General features: G+C 63.1%; 21 protein-coding genes and 1 pseudogene. 14 read left to right on the plus strand and 8 right to left on the minus strand.

Translation table 11 applies throughout. From position 1 onward, the window contains the following. Nucleotides 1–203: 203 nt before the first annotated feature. The gene (locus F9Z44_RS21430) at nucleotides 204–1,331 is read right to left on the minus strand and encodes an IS110 family transposase (RefSeq protein WP_236574420.1); all 1,128 of its coding nucleotides are present in this window, start codon (nucleotides 1,329–1,331) and stop codon (nucleotides 204–206) included. A gap of 194 nt (nucleotides 1,332–1,525) precedes the next feature. On the opposite strand from F9Z44_RS21430, the gene F9Z44_RS21435 reads away from it, so the two are divergent. Beyond that, entirely contained in the window at nucleotides 1,526–2,401 is an 876-nt protein-coding gene (locus tag F9Z44_RS21435; protein WP_159604191.1) for a tyrosine-type recombinase/integrase, read from the plus strand. 10 nt (nucleotides 2,402–2,411) lie between these two features. Then, a complete protein-coding gene (locus F9Z44_RS21440; protein WP_159608980.1) occupies nucleotides 2,412–3,617 on the plus strand; it encodes an IS91 family transposase in 1,206 nt (401 codons plus the stop codon). Nucleotides 3,618–3,951: 334 nt separating this feature from the next. Here F9Z44_RS21440 and F9Z44_RS21445 read toward each other — a convergent pair whose 3' ends face one another. From F9Z44_RS21445 to F9Z44_RS21455, 3 genes and pseudogenes are all read right to left on the minus strand, one after another. Further along, on the minus strand, nucleotides 3,952–4,284 hold the full coding sequence (locus F9Z44_RS21445; protein WP_159608981.1) for a hypothetical protein: 333 nt from the start codon (nucleotides 4,282–4,284) through the stop codon (nucleotides 3,952–3,954). A 163-nt stretch (nucleotides 4,285–4,447) separates the two neighbouring features. Continuing rightward, nucleotides 4,448–5,047, minus strand: coding sequence for a PEP-CTERM sorting domain-containing protein (locus F9Z44_RS21450; RefSeq protein ID WP_216621502.1), 600 nt, complete (start codon nucleotides 5,045–5,047; stop codon nucleotides 4,448–4,450). A 332-nt stretch (nucleotides 5,048–5,379) separates the two neighbouring features. Continuing rightward, a pseudogene (locus tag F9Z44_RS21455) lies at nucleotides 5,380–5,964 on the minus strand (arsenic resistance protein); the annotation flags it as partial. Nucleotides 5,965–6,278: 314 nt separating this feature from the next. Here F9Z44_RS21455 and F9Z44_RS21460 point away from each other — a divergent pair. The 7 genes from F9Z44_RS21460 (at nucleotide 6,279) to F9Z44_RS21490 (ending at nucleotide 12,073) form a co-directional block, all read left to right on the plus strand. Next, complete coding sequence (locus F9Z44_RS21460; protein WP_159608982.1) at nucleotides 6,279–7,253, plus strand: hypothetical protein; 975 nt, start codon at nucleotides 6,279–6,281, stop codon at nucleotides 7,251–7,253. Nucleotides 7,254–7,681: 428 nt separating this feature from the next. Next, the gene (locus F9Z44_RS21465; protein WP_159608983.1) at nucleotides 7,682–8,596 is read left to right on the plus strand and encodes a hypothetical protein; all 915 of its coding nucleotides are present in this window, start codon (nucleotides 7,682–7,684) and stop codon (nucleotides 8,594–8,596) included. A 533-nt stretch (nucleotides 8,597–9,129) separates the two neighbouring features. After that, nucleotides 9,130–9,453, plus strand: coding sequence for a hypothetical protein (locus F9Z44_RS21470; protein ID WP_201450092.1), 324 nt, complete (start codon nucleotides 9,130–9,132; stop codon nucleotides 9,451–9,453). 11 nt (nucleotides 9,454–9,464) lie between these two features. After that, nucleotides 9,465–9,686: a hypothetical protein gene (locus F9Z44_RS21475; protein WP_159608984.1), complete on the plus strand. Its 222-nt coding sequence runs from the start codon at nucleotides 9,465–9,467 to the stop codon at nucleotides 9,684–9,686. Next, nucleotides 9,683–10,399, plus strand: a complete 717-nt coding sequence (locus F9Z44_RS21480) for a hypothetical protein (protein ID WP_159608985.1) — start codon at nucleotides 9,683–9,685, stop codon at nucleotides 10,397–10,399. Before F9Z44_RS21475 ends, F9Z44_RS21480 begins: the two co-directional genes overlap by 4 nt. Nucleotides 10,400–10,691: 292 nt before the next feature. Further along, entirely contained in the window at nucleotides 10,692–10,982 is a 291-nt protein-coding gene (locus F9Z44_RS21485; protein WP_159608986.1) for a hypothetical protein, read from the plus strand. Nucleotides 10,983–11,137: 155 nt separating this feature from the next. Beyond that, nucleotides 11,138–12,073 carry a hypothetical protein gene (locus tag F9Z44_RS21490; protein ID WP_159608987.1) on the plus strand — a complete coding sequence of 312 codons (936 nt, stop codon included), beginning with the start codon at nucleotides 11,138–11,140 and terminating at the stop codon, nucleotides 12,071–12,073. Between the two features lie 82 nt (nucleotides 12,074–12,155). Here F9Z44_RS21490 and F9Z44_RS21495 read toward each other — a convergent pair whose 3' ends face one another. From F9Z44_RS21495 to F9Z44_RS21510, 4 genes are all read right to left on the minus strand, one after another. After that, entirely contained in the window at nucleotides 12,156–13,190 is a 1,035-nt protein-coding gene (locus F9Z44_RS21495) for a S49 family peptidase (protein ID WP_159608988.1), read from the minus strand. 65 nt (nucleotides 13,191–13,255) lie between these two features. Then, nucleotides 13,256–14,155, minus strand: a complete 900-nt coding sequence (locus F9Z44_RS21500; RefSeq protein WP_159608989.1) for a hypothetical protein — start codon at nucleotides 14,153–14,155, stop codon at nucleotides 13,256–13,258. Then, nucleotides 14,152–14,400, minus strand: a complete 249-nt coding sequence (locus tag F9Z44_RS21505; RefSeq protein WP_159608990.1) for a hypothetical protein — start codon at nucleotides 14,398–14,400, stop codon at nucleotides 14,152–14,154. Before F9Z44_RS21505 ends, F9Z44_RS21500 begins: the two co-directional genes overlap by 4 nt. A 294-nt stretch (nucleotides 14,401–14,694) precedes the next feature. Then, nucleotides 14,695–14,931: a hypothetical protein gene (locus F9Z44_RS21510; RefSeq protein ID WP_159608991.1), complete on the minus strand. Its 237-nt coding sequence runs from the start codon at nucleotides 14,929–14,931 to the stop codon at nucleotides 14,695–14,697. Between F9Z44_RS21510 and F9Z44_RS22805 the strand changes: the two genes are divergently transcribed. The 5 genes from F9Z44_RS22805 to F9Z44_RS21535 all read left to right on the plus strand — a co-directional run bounded on the left by F9Z44_RS22805 (nucleotide 14,930) and on the right by F9Z44_RS21535 (nucleotide 19,853). Then, nucleotides 14,930–15,628 carry a hypothetical protein gene (locus F9Z44_RS22805; RefSeq protein WP_201450093.1) on the plus strand — a complete coding sequence of 233 codons (699 nt, stop codon included), beginning with the start codon at nucleotides 14,930–14,932 and terminating at the stop codon, nucleotides 15,626–15,628. The genes F9Z44_RS21510 and F9Z44_RS22805 overlap by 2 nt on opposite strands. Then, nucleotides 15,618–16,241, plus strand: coding sequence for a hypothetical protein (locus F9Z44_RS21520; RefSeq protein WP_159608992.1), 624 nt, complete (start codon nucleotides 15,618–15,620; stop codon nucleotides 16,239–16,241). Before F9Z44_RS22805 ends, F9Z44_RS21520 begins: the two co-directional genes overlap by 11 nt. A 40-nt stretch (nucleotides 16,242–16,281) precedes the next feature. Continuing rightward, nucleotides 16,282–17,598 (plus strand): hypothetical protein, encoded by a 1,317-nt coding sequence (locus F9Z44_RS21525; protein ID WP_159608993.1) that lies wholly within the window; start codon nucleotides 16,282–16,284, stop codon nucleotides 17,596–17,598. A 76-nt stretch (nucleotides 17,599–17,674) separates the two neighbouring features. Beyond that, nucleotides 17,675–17,902 carry a hypothetical protein gene (locus F9Z44_RS21530; protein ID WP_159608994.1) on the plus strand — a complete coding sequence of 76 codons (228 nt, stop codon included), beginning with the start codon at nucleotides 17,675–17,677 and terminating at the stop codon, nucleotides 17,900–17,902. A gap of 661 nt (nucleotides 17,903–18,563) precedes the next feature. Continuing rightward, entirely contained in the window at nucleotides 18,564–19,853 is a 1,290-nt protein-coding gene (locus F9Z44_RS21535; RefSeq protein ID WP_159608995.1) for a hypothetical protein, read from the plus strand. The last annotated feature ends 128 nt before the right edge of the window (nucleotides 19,854–19,981 follow it).

The raw sequence follows: 19,981 nt of genomic DNA on the forward strand, positions 1-19,981 counted from the left end.
CGGCGCGGGCCCAGATACGAACCGCTCAGCCGGACTCCATTCGCGGTACGGGGTTGGGCGCGATTGCCGCCCCGCACGGTTTACCGAGTTCGCCAGCTGCCGGTCTGACCTGTCAAATGCATCTTCGATTGCACGTCTTGGCTGGAAGAAGTAACCGTGTTGGACTTGTTGCGGAGTTGATCGGTTGTCGTGACCTACATTTTTCAGGCCACGCCGGCGGCGCAGATCGATGCGGGGTCTACGACCGCTTTCCCTTCCTGCTGCTTGGCGTGTGGCTTGATGCTGATGTGCTCGGAATTGAAGCCTTCTTCGCGGGTCATGACCGCCCACAGGATGCGCGCGTTCTTGTTGGCCATGGCCACGCAGGCCTTTTGCCAGCCCACGCGCACCGTCAGCTGAGCCAACCATCGCGAGATCGGGTCGTCGCGTTTGTCGGCGCTCATGACTGCGGCCTTGGCACCCTGGATCAGGAGCGTGCGTAGGTAGTCGTCGCCGCGCTTCGTGATGCGCCCAAGGCGGATCGTGCCGCCGCTGGAAGCCTGGCGTGGCACCACGCCCAGCCAAGCGCCGAACTGATGGCCACTCTTGAACTGGGTGAAGTCACCCACGCCGGCCGTCAGCGCTGACGCGCCGAGTTCGCCGATTCCGATGACCTTGGCCGCGCGCTTGGCTGCCGGGCTGGAACGCACGTGCAGCCCGACCTGTCGGTCGCACCAGCGCATGTGCTCGTCCAGCTCGCGCCAGTGCTCGAACGCGCGCTGTAGCACCAGGCGCGCCATCGTGCTGAGCTCGTTGCTCGCGTCTTCGATGATGTCGGTCAGTACGGCGCGCAAGACCTTGGGGCTTTTTCCGAACACCAGACCGAACTCGGTCAGGACACCGCGGATCTGGTTGATGCAGGCAGTGCGCTCTTCCTTCAGACCTTCGCGTACCCGGTGCAGGCTCATCACGCCCTGCTGCTCGCACGTCTTGATCGGCACGAAGCGCATGCTCGGTCGCGAGGCCGCCTCGCAGATCGCCGCAGCGTCGGTGGCGTCGTTCTTACCGCCTTTTCCTTCCATGCGGTAGGGGGTGACGAAGTGGGCCGCGATAAGCCGCGGCTCCAACCCCTGCGCGCGCAGCTTGCGAGCCCAGTAGTGCGCGCTCGAGCATGCCTCCATTGCCACTACGCAGCCCGTGGGCAATTGCGTGCACCAGGCGAAGAACTGCTCGCGCTTGATCGCCCGCGCTGCCACTCGCTGGCCCGATGCATCCACCGCGTGGACTTGAATCACTTGCTTGGCAAGGTCAACACCGACCCGCGTAATCCGTACTCCTGTAATCTCGTTCATGGGGTTCTCCTTTGCGGTTTCAGTTTGAGAGTCGCAACGCAATCATGGTGCTTCGACACCACTGCTGGAAGGTGGGAAGTCCCTTCGTATTCGCGGTAATCGCTCCGGCAGCATCGTGGTTATTCGTTCCGGCGCTGGTTCTGCCATGTTGACGGGTGAGGCAATCCGCCTCGCTCTTCGACAGGAGTTGAACCATGAACTCATTGACGCCCTCCGTCTCCCCGTTGCGCCAGCGCATGATCGACGACATGCGGATGCGCAAGTTCAACGGCAAGACCCAGATCCACTACATCCGCGCCGTTCGCAGGCTCGCCGCCTATCTCAAGCGATCGCCGGACACCGCCACCGCCGAGGACCTTCGGGCCTTCCAGCTGCACATGGTCGAGACCGGCACGGCACCGCCGACCATCAACTCCACGCTCAGTGGCCTGAAGTTCTTCTTCGATGTGACGCTGGGCCACGCCGAGCTGCTGGTCAAGGTGCAACCTGTGCACCAGCCACGCCCGCTGCCTGTGGTGCTGAGCTGCGACGAGGTCGCCCGTCTGATCGCAGCTGCACCGAACCCCAAGTACCAGGCGGCGCTGTCCGTGGCCTATGGGGCCGGGCTGCGCGCCAGCGAAGTCTGCGCGTTGAAGGTCACCGATATCGACAGTGAGCGCATGACGCTGCGTGTGGAGCAAGGCAAAGGCCGCAAGGACCGCTATGCCTTGCTCTCGCCCGTGCTGCTCGAGCGGCTGCGGGCATGGTGGCGGGTGGGTCACGCGCAAGGCAAGATCCTGCCCAATGGCTGGCTGTTTCCGGGGCTCAACCCCTTGGACTCGCTGTCCACCCGGCAGCTCAACCGCGCGATTCACCTGGCCGCCGACGCCGCCCAGATCGACAAGCGCGTGTCGATGCACACGCTGCGCCACAGCTTTGCAACGCACCTGCTGGAGCAGAAGGTCGATATCCGCGTGATCCAGGTGCTGCTGGGCCACAAGCGACTGGAGACCACCGCGCTGTACACGCACGTGGCCACCGAAGTGCTGCGCGCGGTGATCAGCCCACTGGAGACGCTGCCTTCGTCGTAAGCCTGCGGTCGTGGGGCGCGCAGCCCTGGAAGTCGCCGACATCTTCCGCATTCATGGACCCGCCTGGCGTCAGGCTCAGCGTGGCCACCTGAGCCTGGCCCAACTCAAGGTCATGTCGGCCATCGAGCAGTGCCGCAGCGCGGCATTGGGTGGGCATGTCTTGCGCTGCGAGGGGTGTGGCACCGACCAGATCGCCTACAACTCCTGCCGCAACCGGCACTGCCCCAAGTGCCAGGCCAGCGCGGCCCGGCGTTGGCTGCAGGCGCGCAACGCCGACCTGTTGCCGGTGGAGTACTTCCACGTGGTCTTCACGTTGCCAGCACCCATCGCCGAGATCGCGTACTGCAACAAGGCGGTGGTCTATGGCTTGCTGTTCGACATCGCCGCTGAGACTCTTTTGACCATCGGAGGTGATCCGAAGCACCTGGGCGCTCGACTGGGTGTGACGCTGGTGCTGCACACCTGGGGCTCGGCGCTCACACACCACCCGCACGTGCACGGCATCGTCCCCGGTGGCGGCTTGGCGAGCGACGGCGAACACTGGATCGCCTGCCGGCGCGGGTTCTTCCTGCCGGTGCGCGTGCTCTCCCGGTTGTTCCGCCGGCGTTTCCTCGAAGCGCTGCAACAGGCACACCGGGATGCCCGGCTGCAGTTCTTTGGTGAACACGCAACGCTGGCGGACGCTGCCGCGTTCGCCCGCTGGCTGGCACCGCTGCGCCAATGCGAGTGGGTGGTCTACGCCAAGCGCCCGTTCGCCGGACCCCAGGCGGTGCTGGCGTACCTGTCGCGCTACACGCACCGGGTGGCCATCTCCAACAGCCGACTCGTGGCACTTGATGAGCGCGGCGTGACCTTCCGGTGGAAGGACTACCGTGACAAGGGCCGAGTCCAAGGCAAGACACGCCACAAGACGATGACGCTCGATACCGGCGAGTTCATGCGCCGCTTTCTGTTGCACGTGCTGCCTGGTGGCTTCCACCGCATCCGCCACTACGGGCTGCTGGCCAACTGCAACCGAGCAGCCTGCCTGGCCCTCGCACGCCCGCTGCTGCAAGTGCCTCTGCAGGATCCACAGGTTCCGCCACCCTGCGACGATCCGCAGGACACCGTGCGCCCCACCTTCGTCTGCCCGCACTGCGGCCACGCGATGACCATCGTGCTGACCTTCACGCGCGGCGAGACGATCCGTGCGCCACCTCTTCAGGCGCCGCCATGAACGTTCCTCGCTGCCTCGGCAACTCATGTTTGTTGACGCTTCAAACGTCGGCACGGTCAGCTCGTGTTCGGCGCTCCACACGCTCACGTCCGCGCTCGCAAAAGGCCTCGTCGATGACGACGTTGCGCCTCCTTGCCCGTATGAGCCCGGTCGTTGGGAGGCAGCGCGCCATCCAAAAGCACCATCACCGCGCCACCGCACGCATGCAATCGCCATAGCGTGAGCGGGCACCGTCGCGTTCGCCGCGGTTTCCTCCCTCGAGGCTTGTTCAACACCCGCCCTTCATCCTGGCGCATCGTGGTGTGTGAGGCTCGCGGGCAGGTGTCGAACAAACCTAAACGTAAGCAGCCCCTGGAGTGACAACTGTCGGATGCCCACGCCCTTGCGCAGCCCGATGAAGCTGCTCATCTCCGTCGGGTACACTGGTTAGTAACTGCAGATCGCCGAGAACGCGACGATGCTGCCCTGCGGCGCGATCCCGGCCGGCGAGGCGTCGAACGGGGTAGTTGAACAGCCAGGCCTCGCCGGGCTGCAGCGTCTCCGCCTGGAGCGGGTCGCCGCGGTCGTCCATCAGCAGCGAGGGCGCGAAGCTGCGCGGCGTGCCAGCCACGGCCGGCAGCGTGCCGGCGGCGGCCCAGGCGCCGGCCATGCAGGGGGCGTTGTGCATCAGGTCGCGACGCTCGAGATCAGTCCGGACACCCGGTGGCACGGGAATGGACGGTACTTCAGCCATACTCTGGCCGCAACCTGCGCCCCGCCTTCCGGGTGGACCGTGATGCACGGGCCCGCTCGTTTGGGCCCCCATCAGGCTCGAAAGCGCCGCCCGCAGATCAGCCCGCGGCGCGCTTCCGAGCGAGACCCAGCCCCGCCAGGGCGATGCCCAACAGCGCAAGCGATCCCGGTTCGGGCACGCCGTTGACGACAACCTTCTCGAAGTCCATGAACGCCATGTAGTCTTGGGAGTCGCCGTACGCCTTGAAGACCGTGTAATTTGCGCTCCCCAGATAGTCGATGCTGGACGTATTCACGAACCAGGCCGATGTGGCGTTGCCATTGCCCGCATCCAGATAGGGGATCCACATCTCGCAAAAGCCGCCCCGGTCGCAGCTGTTGACCAGTTCGGGCCGGGTGTCGAAGTTGTAGGTGGTGCCGTCCACCACCACATTGTCGACGAGCACCTGGGCGAACACGGCATTCATCGCGACCATCGCGTCGGCCGACGTCGTGAAGTCGAACAGGCTTTGATCGCAGCCGGCAAACATCGACGCGCATGAGTTTCCGAACGTCACGCGGTACTGTTCGCTGTTGATGATCAAGCCGGTAGCACTTTGCAACTTGCCGTTCTGGATCTGGTACACGACATCGGCCTGGGCGGCACCGCCCAGTGCCAGCGCGCAGGACAAGCCAATCTTCAATAATGTCTTCGACACGGAGTGAACCTTTCCGGTAATGAATTGAATCTGAAGCCGATACCGGGCGAGCGACACTGCCACACTTGCGGCCCGTGCACGGTCACCTTGGATCAACAAAGCACAATTTGTGCCGATCCAAATAACATCAACAATAACAATGACTTAACAGGGATTTCTTCGGCGTGACTGACGATCTGTAAGAAAAGTCGACACATTTATTTACATCGCCGGGCCGCGTCGGGACCCGTTGTCCCGACGCGGCCGGTTCAGACGCCGCGGACCGAACGTCGCTTCACGGCCGTTGCCATGGCCCCGGCCTAGTACCAGCCCCGGAAGCGGTTGACCACGCGCACCACCAGCAGCATCACCGGCACCTCGATCTGCACGCCGACCACGGCGCCCGACGACAGGCCGAGCAGCAGCTCGACGATCGGCGCGAAGGCGAGCACCATGATCGTGTCGTTCAGCGCCACCTGGCTGGGCGTGAAGAGTGGATCCGCGTTCGTCGGCCGGCTCCAGAGGAAGACCATCGCCGTGCAGTGCGCGGCGGCCAGCAGGATCAGGCCGGCGACACGGCTGTCGAGTTGGTGCGCCAGCAGGTGGCGCACGAAGAGCCAGCCCAGCAGCGCCATCGAGATGGGCTTGACGGCCCAGTTGACGAACAGCTTGACCCCGATGCCGCGCCAGTGGCGGCGCACCCCATGAAGGTCGCCGAAGTCCACCTTTATCAGCACCGGGATGATCACCACTCAGATCAGCAGGTTGACCTGCGCGATCTCCATCTGCCCGAGCGCCTGTACGGGTCTCACGCGGCCGGCGCTCTCCGACGACGGGTGCAGCTCAACGCCGCCGGTCAGGTGGAGCTCAAGCTCAAGACGCCCTAGCGCGAAGGGACGACGCACCTGGTTATGAGCTCGCTGGGGTTCATGCAGCATGCAGCAGCTGGCCGCGCTGTTGCGGCGGCCGCGGCTGTACAGAGCCGCCCGACCCGAACGACTCCTGATGGCCGATTGCAGAAGTCTAGCCGGCCTCGCACCCGCCTGGCCAACCTACATCGCAACTGGGAGCCGCAGGATCGACGCCTAGCTGCATCAAATTGCGCGTGTCCAAGAGAGCCGATCCGGCTGTCCAGGTCCTAACGCTCCCGCTGTCCACAAGTAGCCGAACTGAGTGTCCAGCAGCGACCGAAATACGCAACTCACACCGCACAAAAGATGAAAGCGAGATTGCGCAGGCCTTGATCACCGTGATGCGGTCCTGCACGAACAGCGAGTCCGAACTGCACATATTGCCAACGGCCTGCGGCGTGAGCCACTTCAAGGCCAAGGGGCTCAAGCACGCCAGCGCGCTCTACAGTCCCCTGGGCATTGCCCTCTCACGCCGCCGGCGCACCATGCGGCTTAACTTCATTCAGCAGTGCCTGGAAGGCGCCATCCACACCGATGGCTCGCTCGATCCCAAAACCCTGCTCAAGCCCGAATTCACGGCCGTGATGATCACCCCCTACTGGCTGGGGGACTACTGCGTGAAGATCATCAACATGGATGAGGTGCTCAAGCGGTTTGACATCGTCCGCCTGCTGGAGCATGAGATCGCGCTGCAGCAAACACTGCCCCTGATCGAAGCGAAGGGCTACCGCGATGTGCACATTGCCCTCCCAGTGCTGCAAGGATCGGCCGCCGAGCTCAACCTGCATGTGGTGATCTCGTGCAATGACCGTGGTGAGTGGCTGACAACGATCCACAGCAACGGCCTGTGGCAGCAGCAGTTTCCCGGGACCAAGGCGGCGCAAGCTGCGGCGGCGTTCGCCCACCTGTGCTATGCCCGTGGCCACCAATGCGTCGTTGACGTTCGCACCGAAGTTCATCTCCAGGCTGTGTATGCCACCGCGATTGCGCGAACCTCTCCCACCAAGTTCGAGATTATCGAAACCTCAGGCAGAAACACGCTGAGCCCGATGGAAAGGGAACACACAGACCCAATGAGCGAGTTGTGCACCATGCTCAGCGCCCAGTACGACTCTCTCACGCTGCAGCGCTCCAACACCGACCCAGACGTGCACAAGGCCATGGTCGGGCTGTTCGAAACCCAGATGGTGGTCTACACCGGCGTCATGTGCTCACGGGTTGGCACGCAGTCGCAGCCGCCCAGCGACCCGGGCCTGCAGGTGTGGATGGAGCGACAGACACGCAGCCCCGGGAGCATCGAATTCTTCTGGCGCTGACCCAGTCTTGGTGATCGTTGACCGGAGAAATACGAACAGAACAGATGCCTCGGAGTGAGTAACTCAAACCAACGCATGGTTTTCGGTCATTTGGCTCGCACCGCTGGGGCTTTGTGGGACCTATCTTTGAATGCTTTCGTGCAGAAGGTCACGCCTCCCAAAAGGCATGCCGCCTGCAGGTTTCCATTTGAAGGCACAGTGGCATGACATCTCCTCACGGCAAGAACCTGCAGTCGCAACCGAACGTACCGGCCGATGAACTCACGGGTCAGATTGACAAGCGCACGCGCGCAGCGCGGATCGAAAGCGGTGGCTACGCTTCACCGGTTTTCGCGACAGCTTCTGAGTTCATTGAACAAAGCCTCTCGCGCCGCGCACATGTCGAGCCAAATGCGCGTTGGAATGCCCCAGGCAGCAGCCTTTTCCCAATGGCAATTCAGGGCTACTGCCTGCAGGCCACCCAGCACCTGCGCCCGCGCCACGCCACCGAACCTGACACCGGCACCCCCGGTCCACACTCACTTCGCCGTGAGATGATCATCTACGGCAACCTGCTCAGCCGACTGGCGCAACTACATGCCCAAGTGCCCGGCCGGCGCACGACTGAGCGACCAGCGCCAGTGATGGGTTTTCTGCTGGTGCCCACCTGGGTCAAAGAGTTCGAGATCCACCAGGTTGATCTGACGCGGGCGATGGACTGGACCGAGGGGCTGCACGACCTCATGTCCAGCTCACTGCGGCAGGTTGTCGAGATGCGCGCCAACTACTGTGGCCCGGCCAACCCATTTGTCGACACGGCCGCCGCTGTGCACCTCGCGTTCGTCGTGCCACACCACAACGGGCAGGGATTGGCCACCACGGTGGTGTGCAGTCTCAACGAAGGGGGCTTGAGCTCCTGCACCGTCGACGGCCAGCCGCTGGGCACGTTGCAAGCCGCGCAGATCGCGCTCAAGTTGAGCTGGATGCTCAGCACTCAAGCGCATGTGCCCTGTGACCCCGCCCGGCTGGAATGCTTCTTCGAAGCCGCGCGCAAGGGCGCAGACCACACAGGCAGCGGCCCAGCCAGCGGGCAGTTGGTCCGCACGCTCACCTACGCAGACCTTCGTCCGATGGCCAGCGACCCCTTCATGGAGATGGCGCTGCAGATACTCGACTTGCACGAGACAGAGGTCATCGCAAGGCTCGTGGCTCGCGAAAAAACGCTGGTCACGCGTCTGGCCAAAGAATCCGGCGTGCGCGCATGGGCGCTGGCCTACTTCCGCCGCCATGGTGTGGACCTCACTCACCTGGCGCGCGTGGCCCGCACCAAGCTAGCCGAAATCAACCCCTCCGCCGCTGGATGAGCACAGACCGCTTTGCAATCCTTGACCGGGGGGATGAGACGTCCACCGAGCAAGGCGAAGTGCATCAGCAACTCGTCTCAGCCCGCATGAGCAGCGCTCCGCGCGGCGATGCACCGCCCGTGTCCATCGGCATGGTGGTTCACCTTTGGCCCAAGCACTTGGGCGCCACAGCCAAGGCCTTGTGCGGGGGCTCCCCTCGGGGGGTGTTCAGCAGCTGGAGCGAGACAGACGACGCTACAGATTGCGCAGCTTGCATGCGCGTGCGTAGCGGTCTCGGCGAAGACATGGCACTGCCGGAGAACCTCACCAGAATGCGCGATCTCCCCTGAACCACAGGCTTGAGCGCTCCCCAGCAGCAGACCAACTGGCTTCGGGTCAGTGGGGCATTGAGCACAAGGACGGCATGCAACAGGGCTCCAACGCATGCGTTTGGGTGCGATGTCCAGGGCTCACCCGGGCGGGCGGGCCTTAGATTCAAAGGCGACATCCAGCACGGATGCCAGAAGCCAAGAAGTCCCACCCATCTGTCCTTCATGCAAGAGATCAACACGACCCTGTTGAGTGAGGTTTTCGAGTGGAGCGCCACGGTGGTGAGTCTGCTCGGCGCAGCCCTGCTGTGTGTGAACACGCGCATCTCGCCCTGGGGCTTCCTGATCTACCTCTTTGCCAACGGGCTGACGATTGTTTTCGCACTTCTCAATGGGCACCACGGCCTGATCGTGCAGCAGATCGGCTTCGCCATCACCAGCTTCGTCGGCGTCTACCGAACCGGGCTGCTCGCCCACCTGCTACGAGCGCCACATCTCGCGCCGCGCGCCGGCGCATCGTCCCTCTCGATCAGGACCAGCAAACGATGACTCCAACCTTCATGCACGTGGACGAAGGCAGTCACGCCATCTTGCTGACCTTCACGTCAGGCGAGCACCGAGCGTTCACCGGCTATCACGGTTGCTTCGTGGATGACGGGGCATTCGTGCTGATGCACGGCAACGATGTTCAGGAGATTTTTGCCGCCGGCGCATGGAAGCACGTTTGCAAGGTGCCGCTCTCCGAGCTGGCCTCTCCGTCCATCAAAAAGGCTGCTCCATGAAGCCCTCAACCCCATTCGCCCGATTTCTGGAACTGGACTCGTTCGCGAAGGCCATGACCACCGTGGTGCCGGCCGCCTACATCCTGGTGGCCACCGGCTACATGTCGCTGGCCGCGCTGAGCGGTGAGGACACGCCCGGACTGAGGGCGGTGACCACTGCCTGCCTGTGGACCCTCATCCCAGGTTCTGCCATGCTGAAGAAAGCGCTGGCGGGGTGGCGTGAAGCCTACCTGGTGCGCAAGGGTGCGGAAAAGTCACCCATCCCCGGCCTGAATCGCGAGCACTGGGCCCTGATCGAGCCCGCGGGCAGCACCAGCAATCTGGAGTTGGGCCAAGTGGTGCAGCGCCGCAACGCCACCTTTGAGGGCTTGCATGTGATCACCCATGGCGAGGCCAGTGAGTCCCGCCCCGGTTTGGCCACGCTGACCCGACAGGCTGGCACGGTCATCGGCGATGAGCAATTCATCATGGGCGAGCTTCTGCCGCGCACAGCAGGCTCCACCATTCGGGTGAGTTCGAGCCAGGCAAGCGTTTGGTTCATCGGCTTCACCACGCTGCAGGTCCTGTTCAACGAACACCCCGGCCTCGAGGCTGCGATGCGCAAGGCCCTTCTCCAGAACATGGGGCAGCGGCTCCACACGCAGTCCGAGCAGCTCGTTGCGCACCAGCCCAGCACGAGCACGCGCGCACTGGCACGCCTGCACTCGCTCTGATCACCACCCCGCCAAACGACGCAGGCCCAGAACCATGCATGCCCGTTCCCTTCACCCAGCGAACAATCGCCGGCGACCGAGAACTCCACCAGAACTGACCATCGCAGAGATTTACGAAGCCGCTCTGCGTGATGGCACGCAGGACCTGGATTGCGCAAACGACGAACCCCTGCAGGTGGGGGCACAAGTCGAAAGCATCAAATCGTTCGCAAAATCAGCGCCCGGGCGCACAGGGGGGCGAGCCACATTGGGTGCAGCTGCGCGGCTGACATTGCGCATCGAGCACATCCTGGTGCAAGACTTCCAAGCGCGCGGACGCGGCATGCACTCCAAGGTCGACAGCGTGCGCCCACCACTGCCCCGCAAACTGGCCGCCAACCTGCGCTACCTGGGCGCCGTGGTCAACACGGCCGTGGCAGAAAACGCCCTCGACCCGGCCAAGCTGCCCGACATACTGGATCGCACCACCAAGGCCGTCCACGAGCTGAGGCGCCTGGCCATCCGACGCAACCGATTCAAGTCCATCCGCCAACGCTTGCGCAGCGCGTTCGGTCGCATCGGCAAGCACCTCGCGTGGGACTGACGGCGCGGGAGGTGGCAACAACAGGAGAGGCCTGTGCCGCACAGCACAACTGACCCCGATCACGCGACAAAACCCCCTCGCTGAACGAACAATGGTCATCCCTCAGGAGTTGACCGATGATTCGCACAAGACCACAAGAAGAGAAGCCACATCCCATGAACAAGCCAGCTTTCGGTCAGACCCTTTCGCAAGGCATGTTGTTACATGACATGCGTCGCCTGCAGGATGTGCTGTTTCAAGGCTACGGCCTTCCGCCCGAGGGCGCCACGAGCGAGCAGACCAACGCCTGGTGGCAGCAGACCTATGAGCGGGCTCCGCTGGGCTGCAAGCAGTACTGGGAAATCCGTGAGTACCTGCAGCGCACCTACGTGGACGTGATGCAGCTGCGCATGTTCGGTGCACTCAGGAGCAACGACCGATTCGAGGATGCCCTGCTGAGCATGGCCACGCCTGAGGATCGCTGGGCATTCAGCAACATGGTCACCGACAGGGGCTGGCGCGATCAGATGCTTGCCGCATGTGTGGCCCACAACCCCGACCCGGGTGGCCTGGGGAATGCGCGAATCACCACGACCGAACGGCAGACGCATCACCTTTTGCGAAAGAACCCCAACGGCGCGCGGCAGGAACTGCAGGGGGTGTTGGCCATGTTCCGGGGCAGTGGCGACGCACAACTGGTGCAGGATCTCCACGACATGGCCAGCGAGTCGGAGGTGGGCTTCTACGAGTGCGAGTGGGGCTACATCCTCGACAGCCCCAACCACAAAGTCGTCTTGTGCAGCGCCCTGTCTCAGGCCGACAGCCCCAGCGTGCGCACGCGCATCTACAACGACTGGAAAACCTACGTGCATCCTCTCTCGGTCGCGCCATTCGAAAAGCGCCTTGGGCAGAGCCTGGGCGTGAACCTCACACCCTTTGAGTCCCGCACCCTGGTGCTGCAGGTGGAGTCTCAAGCGGAGATGAAGCACATGGACCTGTTCCACGAGTGGTTCACGAACGACTTCATCGGCCGGATGCTCCCGCGCATGTGCGCTCGCGTGCTCGATGCGGATTTCGAATACCCGCTTCAATGCTTCCCGGACAAGCCCTGACCACAGGCCCCCAGCAAAAAGGCCCGCATTTGCGGGCCTTTCTTCTTCACGCGGCGCCCGGGAGCCCCTACGTTGCCTCGAACTATTGAACGCTGAGGGCAGAGTGGTTCTGCACCACGCCGGAGAGGCCTTGTGCGATGCCCGAGGACACAGCACCAGTCAGCTGCCCCACCAGGCCCTTGCGCTCGCGGGGGCTGAAGTCCACCACCTTCAGATCGGGGTGAGCGGCAGCAACGCTCTCCAGCGTGCCGGTGGCGTCGACCAGCCCCAGTGCCAGCGCCTGCTCCCCGTTCCAGACCTCTCCGCTGGTGTAGGTGCCGATGTCACGCTTGAGTTTGTCGCCGCGGCGGTCCTTGACCAGTTGCGCGAACTGACCGCCCAGCGTGTCGACCAGTTCTTGCGCTTTGGCAGCAGCTTTGGCGCTGGGGGGCTCGTAGGGGTTCAGCAGGGTCTTGAGCTCGCCAGATGCAAAGCTCTTGGCGCGCACGTCCAGCTTGTCCAGCAGACCAGTCAACTGCCAGGACTGGATGACCGCACCGATGGAGCCCACCAACGAGTAGCGCCCGCTCACGATCTCATCGGCCGACAGCGCGACCATGTAGCCAGCTGAGGCACCGAGGTTGCCGATCACGGCCGTGATGGGCTTCTTGTAGGTGGCGCGGGCGTTGTCCACCGCCTGCATGATGCGCTCGGCCTCGACCGGCGCACCGCCCGGCGACTCAACATACAGCACGATGCGCTTCACGTTGGGATCCTTGGCCGCCTTGGTAATGGCCGCTCCAACAACCTCGCCAGATGCGAGCGCGCTGTCCGGCATGATCGCGCCGCGCACGTCGACAACAGCCATGGTGGGGCCGTCGGTCTTGCCAGCACCTGGACCCACCAGACCCTTGAAGAAGCTGTAGTAGCCCACCAAGCTTGCGCCCACCAGGAGACCAATGGACACGCGACGAAACCACACGTCGCGGCGCAAGGACTTTTCGCGGCGGCGGCTGTCGTCGACCAGTAGGCCAAGGATGTTGTGCAACACAGCGGTGGAGTCCTTCTCCTGATGGTTGTGGGCGCCGGTGCGGGTGAGCGTTTCGCTGTCTGGTGGTTGGATGTCGGTGGTGCTCATAGGGTGCTCTTGGATGCTGTGGTTTCAGGGTTCATCGGATGCATGCGGGCCGTCAAAGGGCCGCTTCAAACAATCGACTGCGCAAGCGGGACATTGGTGTCGGGAAACCCGCTCGCGCGCGTTGAAGGCTCGTGGGTCTGCGCTGCCCTCGCTGCCTCGACAAGGGGAGCGCGGTCATCGCATCGATCAGCGAGCAGACCGTGCTTGAAACTTGCGGAGCGCACGAAGCCGTCCTTCAGGGCAATGGCCAGCCGGTCGTTGCCTTTGCACAGCGCATCGAGAGTCGTGTATGGCCACTCCCAGACCTCGGCAACGTCTGCAGTGACCACCACATCACACGGCGAGGCGTTGAACATCTCTTCACCCAGCACCCAGGTGAGTTCGCCCCACAGCGCGCCCATGCGCCGCCGCAGAGGCAACTGGTCCTTGCGCTGCTCGCGCGCGGTACCGAACACCAGCATTTGCAGACTGTCGGTGGCTGCGCCGGTGGCCAACAGCACGTGGCCTTTGGGGAAGGTCTTCTTGGTGGCAGATTCGCTCAAAGCCGCCCAATCCCGGGAATGCATGCGCGGGAAGGCGCTGGCCTGGATGAGTCGTTCATGGGCCGGGATCGTGATTTCCAACGAGCGGTTGACCTCGCGCACGCTGTTGATCACGTTCTGAACCAGGAAAACGCCCATCCAGAGCAGCACCGGCCAGAGGTTCTGACCCTCGGCCATGTTCATGTGCACATAGGTGTTGTAGACCAGGCCCACGACCAAGCTGGCCACAGCGATCAGACGAAGGCGAATCAGGTTGCTTTGGGCATAGGCCAGAAAGGTGATGGCGAAGGACAGGTGACCGAGCAGGTAGAAGAAGTCCTGCTGAGGCAGCGTCAAGGCCGTCATGCACAGCAAAAACACGCCGGCCCCGGCGTACATCCCGTTGCGCATCGCAGGGGAGAGGGTGGAGAACGGGGCTTTCACTGCGCACCTCCGGTGGAGGATGGGCAAATGTGGGTGGTGATCGTCTCCTTCCAGTAGCGCCTCCAGGCACCGGCGGCAATCACCTCGTTCAGGCTTCCGTATGTGGAGATATTCAGCGCGCCATCCACAACGCAGCAGCTGGTAGCTCCTACCCGTGAGTCAGTACGGCCCTGGCCATCTTCAATGCGCAGGCGTTCCTTTTGCGAGTCGATCTGCAGAAATAGCGGTCGTTGATGCTGGTCCAAGAAAACCTCCAGATTGATGTACGCGTGCGCGTTCGCAGCAGCGAATGAAGCAGCAAAGGAATTTTCGAGGGCGCATGCAGCGATGCGCCTCGGCCAACAGGGGCAAAACCTGTCGATAGCGCCCAAAACCAGCCCGAGTGAGCGCGATCGGCCCGCACCAAGGGTCATCAGGGGCCGCAGGGCGATGGCACGCGTGAGATTTGTCGCACTGCACGCGCGACGGCGTAACCGGCTGTGCCCAGCGGCTGCACAAAAAACCAACTTTTGATGCGGGGTGTAGGGCGAATGGCTGCATCAACCGACCCAGATGGCCAGACAAAAACCGACACCCTGAAATCCAATACAGACAGCAACAAAGCGGCCCGCGGAGCGACTTGTTTTGAGAAACGCAATGTGGGCCGAACCCATCGCTTGAGTCGAGAAAAGTTGCTTTTGGGGGCTTGAATGTCCGCGCTTGTTCGGTAGCTTGTATTGGGCGGAACGCTGCAAAGCGCCAACCGCGTGTCCTGAAAACCCATCGATTGAAAACATGACCATCACCATGAACCACCGGCAAGCCCAGGAGCTTGTGGACTTCTTTGGCGGCGAGGAGGCCCATGTGACCCTGGCCGACCACGAGGGCGGGCTGCGCGCCTGGTGCACGGACTACCCGGAAGAGGGTGCCGTCGACCTCGGCAGTCTGGATGACGAACTCAAACCGGGGCAAGACACCAACCTGCGGGTCAGCACGGCGTCCGGCCCCGATGACCTCGAAGCGATGAACGACGACGCCGCGGTGCGCAGTTTCGCCCACGCCATGGCCGTGAAGCTTCAAGCCACCCGTGCCAAGGGCCGCAGCGGCTGGCGCGAGTGCTCGGGGGAAGACCTCAGCAGGATGCTTCGCGATCTGATCGAGCGCGGCGACCCGCTGGACGTGGCCAACCTTTGCATGTTCCTGTGGTCGCTGCGCAAACCCATCTCTCCGGTGACCCCTCAGGCCTCCGTTGCGGACAAGCCAGCGCCGCGCGCGGAAAAGCCCCAGCCCGCCGATGTCGCATCGCCCGGCCCCATGGAGCCCCTGACGGTGCAAGTCGCTCGCGTCGAGTCCCAAGGCATGACGCTCACCATTCCCGCGAACTGGATGACGCGCGCGGGGCTGGAGTATGACGAGGCGGCGAGCTACACGATCACCTTCAAGACCATGCCGGCCGCCGCGTTCGAGGCGATGGAGGAATTCGATGGCTTCTGAGCACACCCAGGTCAAAACCATCACCACCAGCTACGGCGCGGTGGTCGAACTGCACTTGATCGCAGGTGACGTCTACAGCTTCAACGAGTCCAACGGTGTCGTGATCGATCGGGGCTACGGCCCGCGCGTGCACCTGCAGACCGATGCCCTGGGAACACAGCCGAAGATGGGGGATTTTCTGAGTCTCATCTACAGCCTGCACCGAGACGGCTCCACGTTGGTCCTGTGCGCGGTGAACGCGAGCAACGGACTGGTGGGCTTTGACCGAGAAAGCGCCATCGCAACACTGCAGCATGGCGCAACGGTCGAGCACAGCCGCGTGGCCATCGGGTACACGGGCGCTGGCCTCTTGACCGGCTTGCTGGGCGTCATGCTGACTGGGCTGGCAGCCGCCCTGCATCCGCCCGCCGCACTTCCATTGGCCATCTGCATGGGACTCACCTGCGCTGCCAGCCTTACCTGGGGCTGGATCAAGCGCAAACGCGACGTGCAGGACGCAGCGCGCGACGAACTGCTGCCCCTTGTGCGCTCGATGATCGCGCGCGCTTGCCCGCGGCCCCACGTGGCCCCCTATGGCGCCACATGCGCCGGAAACTCGCCGTCCCACGCCTGAGCAGCCCAAGCCAGCCCCGAACCACCCTGAGACCACCACAATGACCAACAAGAAAACCAACACCGCCACCACCACAACCAACACCGTCGGCGAAACCGAACTGAGCGCCGCGCCTGCAGCAACTGACCCCACCGAGGGCATGAGCGAGGAACAAAAGCAGGCACTGGCCTTGTCGCAGATGCCCGGCGTGACGCTGGTTGCGGGCTCCATTGAAAAAGCTATGGCCGACTCCGGCGCGACCCCCAGCCCACTGTGGATGGTGCCGCGCCGTCACATCCGCGTGATCGAGGGATTCAATGTGCGCATTCAGAACGCAGCACTGCAAGCCCACATCGCAAGCCTTGCCGACAGCATGCTCAGCGAGGGCTTCAAGCTCGAACACCCACTCTCGGGCTACGTGGCCCGCGAGGGCGACGAATCGATCATCTACATCTCCGATGGGCACTGCCGCCTTCAAGGGTTCGACAAGGCCGTGGCCGAGGGCGCCGACCTTGACCGGCTGCCGGTCGTGGTCAACACACAGCAGCACGACATCGCAGAACTCTCGGTGGTGGTGGTGCGCAGCGCCACGAGCAAGCCTCTTGAGGCACTGGAGAAGGCGGCGCTGGTCAAGCGCCTGAAGCTCTACGGTTGGGACGAGAAACGCATTTCGGCGCGCTGCGGCTTCACCACCACCTACGTGCGCGACCTCCTGGCGCTGATCGAGGCCCCGGTGCAGGTGCGCGAGCTGGTCCAGGACAACAAGATCTCCGCGACCGCCGCGCTGCAGGCCATGGCCAAGCACGGCGAGAAGGCAGCCGAGAAGATCACCGAAGGGCTGCAGGCGGCGGAGGCCCGGGGCAAGACCCGCGTGACCTCCAAGTTCATGCAGGACCCCGGCGAGAAGATCATCGAGCGCTCGGGCACCGCGCTGTATGGCGTGGCGCAGGAAATCAAGGCCGACCCGGCGTTCGCCTCGTTGGAAGGCGGCCTGCGCAAGAAGCTCGAAGACCTGATCGCACAGATCGAGGACAAGCGCCAGCGTGCCCTGCAGCGCGCGAAAGACAAGGAAGATGCCACGGCCAAGGGGGCACAAACCCCAGCTGGGCAACGAAGAGGAACTGAGGGTGAGGGCGAGGGCGCCCAGGAGCAGGCGGGTGAGCCGCAAAGCGTCACGCCATCGGTGGCCACTGGCACAGAAACGGCGGACAACATGGTGGCGATTGAAGACGCGGACAAGCCAACCGACACTGGCGATCAGCCAACCGCAGAAAACACGTCAACAGAAGGTCGTGGTGCTTCCGATGACGATGGTGAACCAGACAGCGCGTGGGTCCGGGTGCGCGGCGATGAAGAGATCGTCGAGTCGCCCTTCTGAGCCGCGTCCAGGTTGCTGACTTTCGGCATCAATCGGATAGCATCTCTTCAATCAGAATCTCTTGCAAACGAGTCCCATGAACTACCTTCGCATCGCCATTACAGTTGCTCTATCCGCCTGCGTCCTTGTTTTCTTCCAGCGCTGGTACTTGACGGATTTCGATACGAGTTGGATCTCGGAGCCGTTTTTCAATTGGCCCTGGTGGGCGATGCTCATAGTGATTTCGCCGGTCATCACTGGCGTAGTTTCGAGCGTGGCAATGTGGGTCACGCGCGAGTCTCCCAGCCCATCGCTTGAAAAGTGATTACCAGCACATCGACCGCCTTGTTGGAGGTTGAGGCAGAAGATCAGATCCAGGTGTCTGAGGACGGTGGGACCGTCTGGATCCACGCGCTAGACGGGAGCACGGTGGGTCGGTTCTCCAAGAGATTCGGGGTCGATGTGCATCGCACGATGACAGCACAAATGTCGGGAGAGGAGCAGTGCCTGAGTTGCACCCACGAGCCCGCGTGCCCTGAAGACTGGCGAAGCTTTGTTGATCTCATGAAGCAGCATCATGACATCACGGTTCCACTCGATCTCATCAGTTTTCCTGCGGTGACATCGCCCATTTGACGAAGTGCTCGGGGTGGAGCCCGTTGTCATCGCATTGATGGCAGCCAGGAAAGGCGATCTGCCATCTAAGGCCCGCGGGTTTGACTCTGGTTGTTGAACCAAAGCCATCACGAACTGGTGTGGATGCGAGGTTCGGACCCCGCGCTAACAGTGGCCCGATTCGCTTGCCCACCTCCGCGTCCACCCTGAGAATCACAACCTGATTTCGCACCACCGCGAATCCGGCATGCCCGTTCAGACCTCACGGTCTGGGCGTGCATAGCATTCAACACCACCCCTGAGCCCGGGCAAGCATTTTCCCGATCAGGGGGAAGGCTTGTCCGGGCTTTGTCCTTTTAAAGGCAATACCCATGACAACCAGAGCCTTCATCCCCGCCTACTTCGAGTCACGCCTGCACCAGATGGTCCAGGTTCAAGAAGACCCGGCCTTCAACGCCCAGAACATGCGCAACCTGCAGGACCTCCTGCACAGCAAGTTCGACGCTCAGCCGGATTTCGCCGGCATCAACGGCCCCGAGAACGCCACACTGGTTCTGATCCGCTCGCCCCACCTGGCGGGCCATGTCGGTACCGAGGTGATGGAACTCGTGCAGTTGCCCCTGTACTTTCAGGAGGTGCGCAACTACACGCCTCTCAGCAGCCAAGCAATGGCACAGCGCCTGCAGTTCGCCCGCGAGAGCGGGTTCCTGCTCTTTGGGCGCGACGAGACGGTTGCCGTGATCCACGGCGCACCACTGGGGCACCTGTTCTGCGCCGCCTACGAGGTCAACACCGATGGCGTGCCGCGCGAACTGTCAGGCGTCTATGCCGACAGCATCAGCTACCACGCACGCCTGCGTCACATCGACAAACTCAATGTGACCGAGACGGAAAAGGCCATCTCCGAAACCCTGGGCACCATGTACTGGTGGTCTGGGCAACAACTGGCCTTCAACCCCGTGCAGATCGAGCGCATGCGCGCCACGATCGCCATGCTCGAGCAACACCGCAAGGTGGCGCCACCCGAGCGCACGGCCAGCGGCGCAGTGATCGAACGGTCGTTCATCGAGAACGGTTCGACAGCATCGCTCAACCCCATCCTGCGCGCAAACGCGGGCTGGAAGCGCTACAGCACGCCGCAAGATGCGTGGTACTACGGCACGTTTTTCAACGAAGACCTGATGCAGACCATCACCTACTGCGAGCAGGATGTGAGTCATGTCAAATGCGACAACCGGGAACAGTTCATGGCCGAACTCAAGGGCATGGCCACGTTCCACGGCAACTCTCGCATGCCCAGCGCCATGGGCTACGGCGAGGACGGCACCACAGCTTTCTTCGAGTCGCTCTACCTCATGAAGGGAGAGGCTCGCACCATGCGTTTCGACACCGGAAAGCCGGTGAAAGACGCAGACGGCAACTGGAACGCCCCGCTGTTTGCGGCCCTGAGCATTGAGCACCCTGCGGTGCTGGCGCTGACCAAAGATGCCTACAGCGTGCTGCCGGAGGGGACGGTGGAGATCGACCGCCTGAACCCCTTGGCGTTTGAGCTCAACCAGGCGCTGGCCAAGCTCACCGATCGCGGCTACCTGGTCAAGATCGCGCTGCACGATGGCACGGTCTACGAGACCGAGCTGGAGCTGCAGCCCGAGGAAGCCTGACGAGACAAGCGTGCGCCTTCACCGGGACGCCTAGAAACACAGACCAGCCCTTCGCCACAAGCGGAGGGCTTTTCTGCTTTCATGGCCCCGCGAAGCAAGCGAGTCCAGGGGTGTGCGAGTTTCGGGGC

Source organism: Hydrogenophaga sp. PBL-H3 (genome assembly GCF_010104355.1).
Taxonomy (GTDB): domain Bacteria; phylum Pseudomonadota; class Gammaproteobacteria; order Burkholderiales; family Burkholderiaceae_C; genus Hydrogenophaga.

Bases quoted from the DNA above. Each gene is read 5' to 3' on its own strand.
- F9Z44_RS21430 (WP_236574420.1), bottom strand. From the start codon at position 1,331: ATGAACGAGATTACAGGAGTACGGATTACGCGGGTCGGTGTTGACCTT.
- F9Z44_RS21435 (WP_159604191.1), top strand. From the start codon at position 1,526: ATGAACTCATTGACGCCCTCCGTCTCCCCGTTGCGCCAGCGCATGATC.
- F9Z44_RS21445 (WP_159608981.1), bottom strand. From the start codon at position 4,284: ATGCACAACGCCCCCTGCATGGCCGGCGCCTGGGCCGCCGCCGGCACG.
- F9Z44_RS21460 (WP_159608982.1), top strand. From the start codon at position 6,279: ATGCGGTCCTGCACGAACAGCGAGTCCGAACTGCACATATTGCCAACG.
- F9Z44_RS21465 (WP_159608983.1), top strand. From the start codon at position 7,682: ATGGCAATTCAGGGCTACTGCCTGCAGGCCACCCAGCACCTGCGCCCG.
- F9Z44_RS21470 (WP_201450092.1), top strand. From the start codon at position 9,130: ATGCAAGAGATCAACACGACCCTGTTGAGTGAGGTTTTCGAGTGGAGC.
- F9Z44_RS21475 (WP_159608984.1), top strand. From the start codon at position 9,465: ATGCACGTGGACGAAGGCAGTCACGCCATCTTGCTGACCTTCACGTCA.
- F9Z44_RS21480 (WP_159608985.1), top strand. From the start codon at position 9,683: ATGAAGCCCTCAACCCCATTCGCCCGATTTCTGGAACTGGACTCGTTC.
- F9Z44_RS21490 (WP_159608987.1), top strand. From the start codon at position 11,138: ATGAACAAGCCAGCTTTCGGTCAGACCCTTTCGCAAGGCATGTTGTTA.
- F9Z44_RS21495 (WP_159608988.1), bottom strand. From the start codon at position 13,190: ATGAGCACCACCGACATCCAACCACCAGACAGCGAAACGCTCACCCGC.
- F9Z44_RS22805 (WP_201450093.1), top strand. From the start codon at position 14,930: ATGACCATCACCATGAACCACCGGCAAGCCCAGGAGCTTGTGGACTTC.
- F9Z44_RS21510 (WP_159608991.1), bottom strand. From the start codon at position 14,931: ATGTTTTCAATCGATGGGTTTTCAGGACACGCGGTTGGCGCTTTGCAG.
- F9Z44_RS21520 (WP_159608992.1), top strand. From the start codon at position 15,618: ATGGCTTCTGAGCACACCCAGGTCAAAACCATCACCACCAGCTACGGC.
- F9Z44_RS21525 (WP_159608993.1), top strand. From the start codon at position 16,282: ATGACCAACAAGAAAACCAACACCGCCACCACCACAACCAACACCGTC.
- F9Z44_RS21530 (WP_159608994.1), top strand. From the start codon at position 17,675: ATGAACTACCTTCGCATCGCCATTACAGTTGCTCTATCCGCCTGCGTC.
- F9Z44_RS21535 (WP_159608995.1), top strand. From the start codon at position 18,564: ATGACAACCAGAGCCTTCATCCCCGCCTACTTCGAGTCACGCCTGCAC.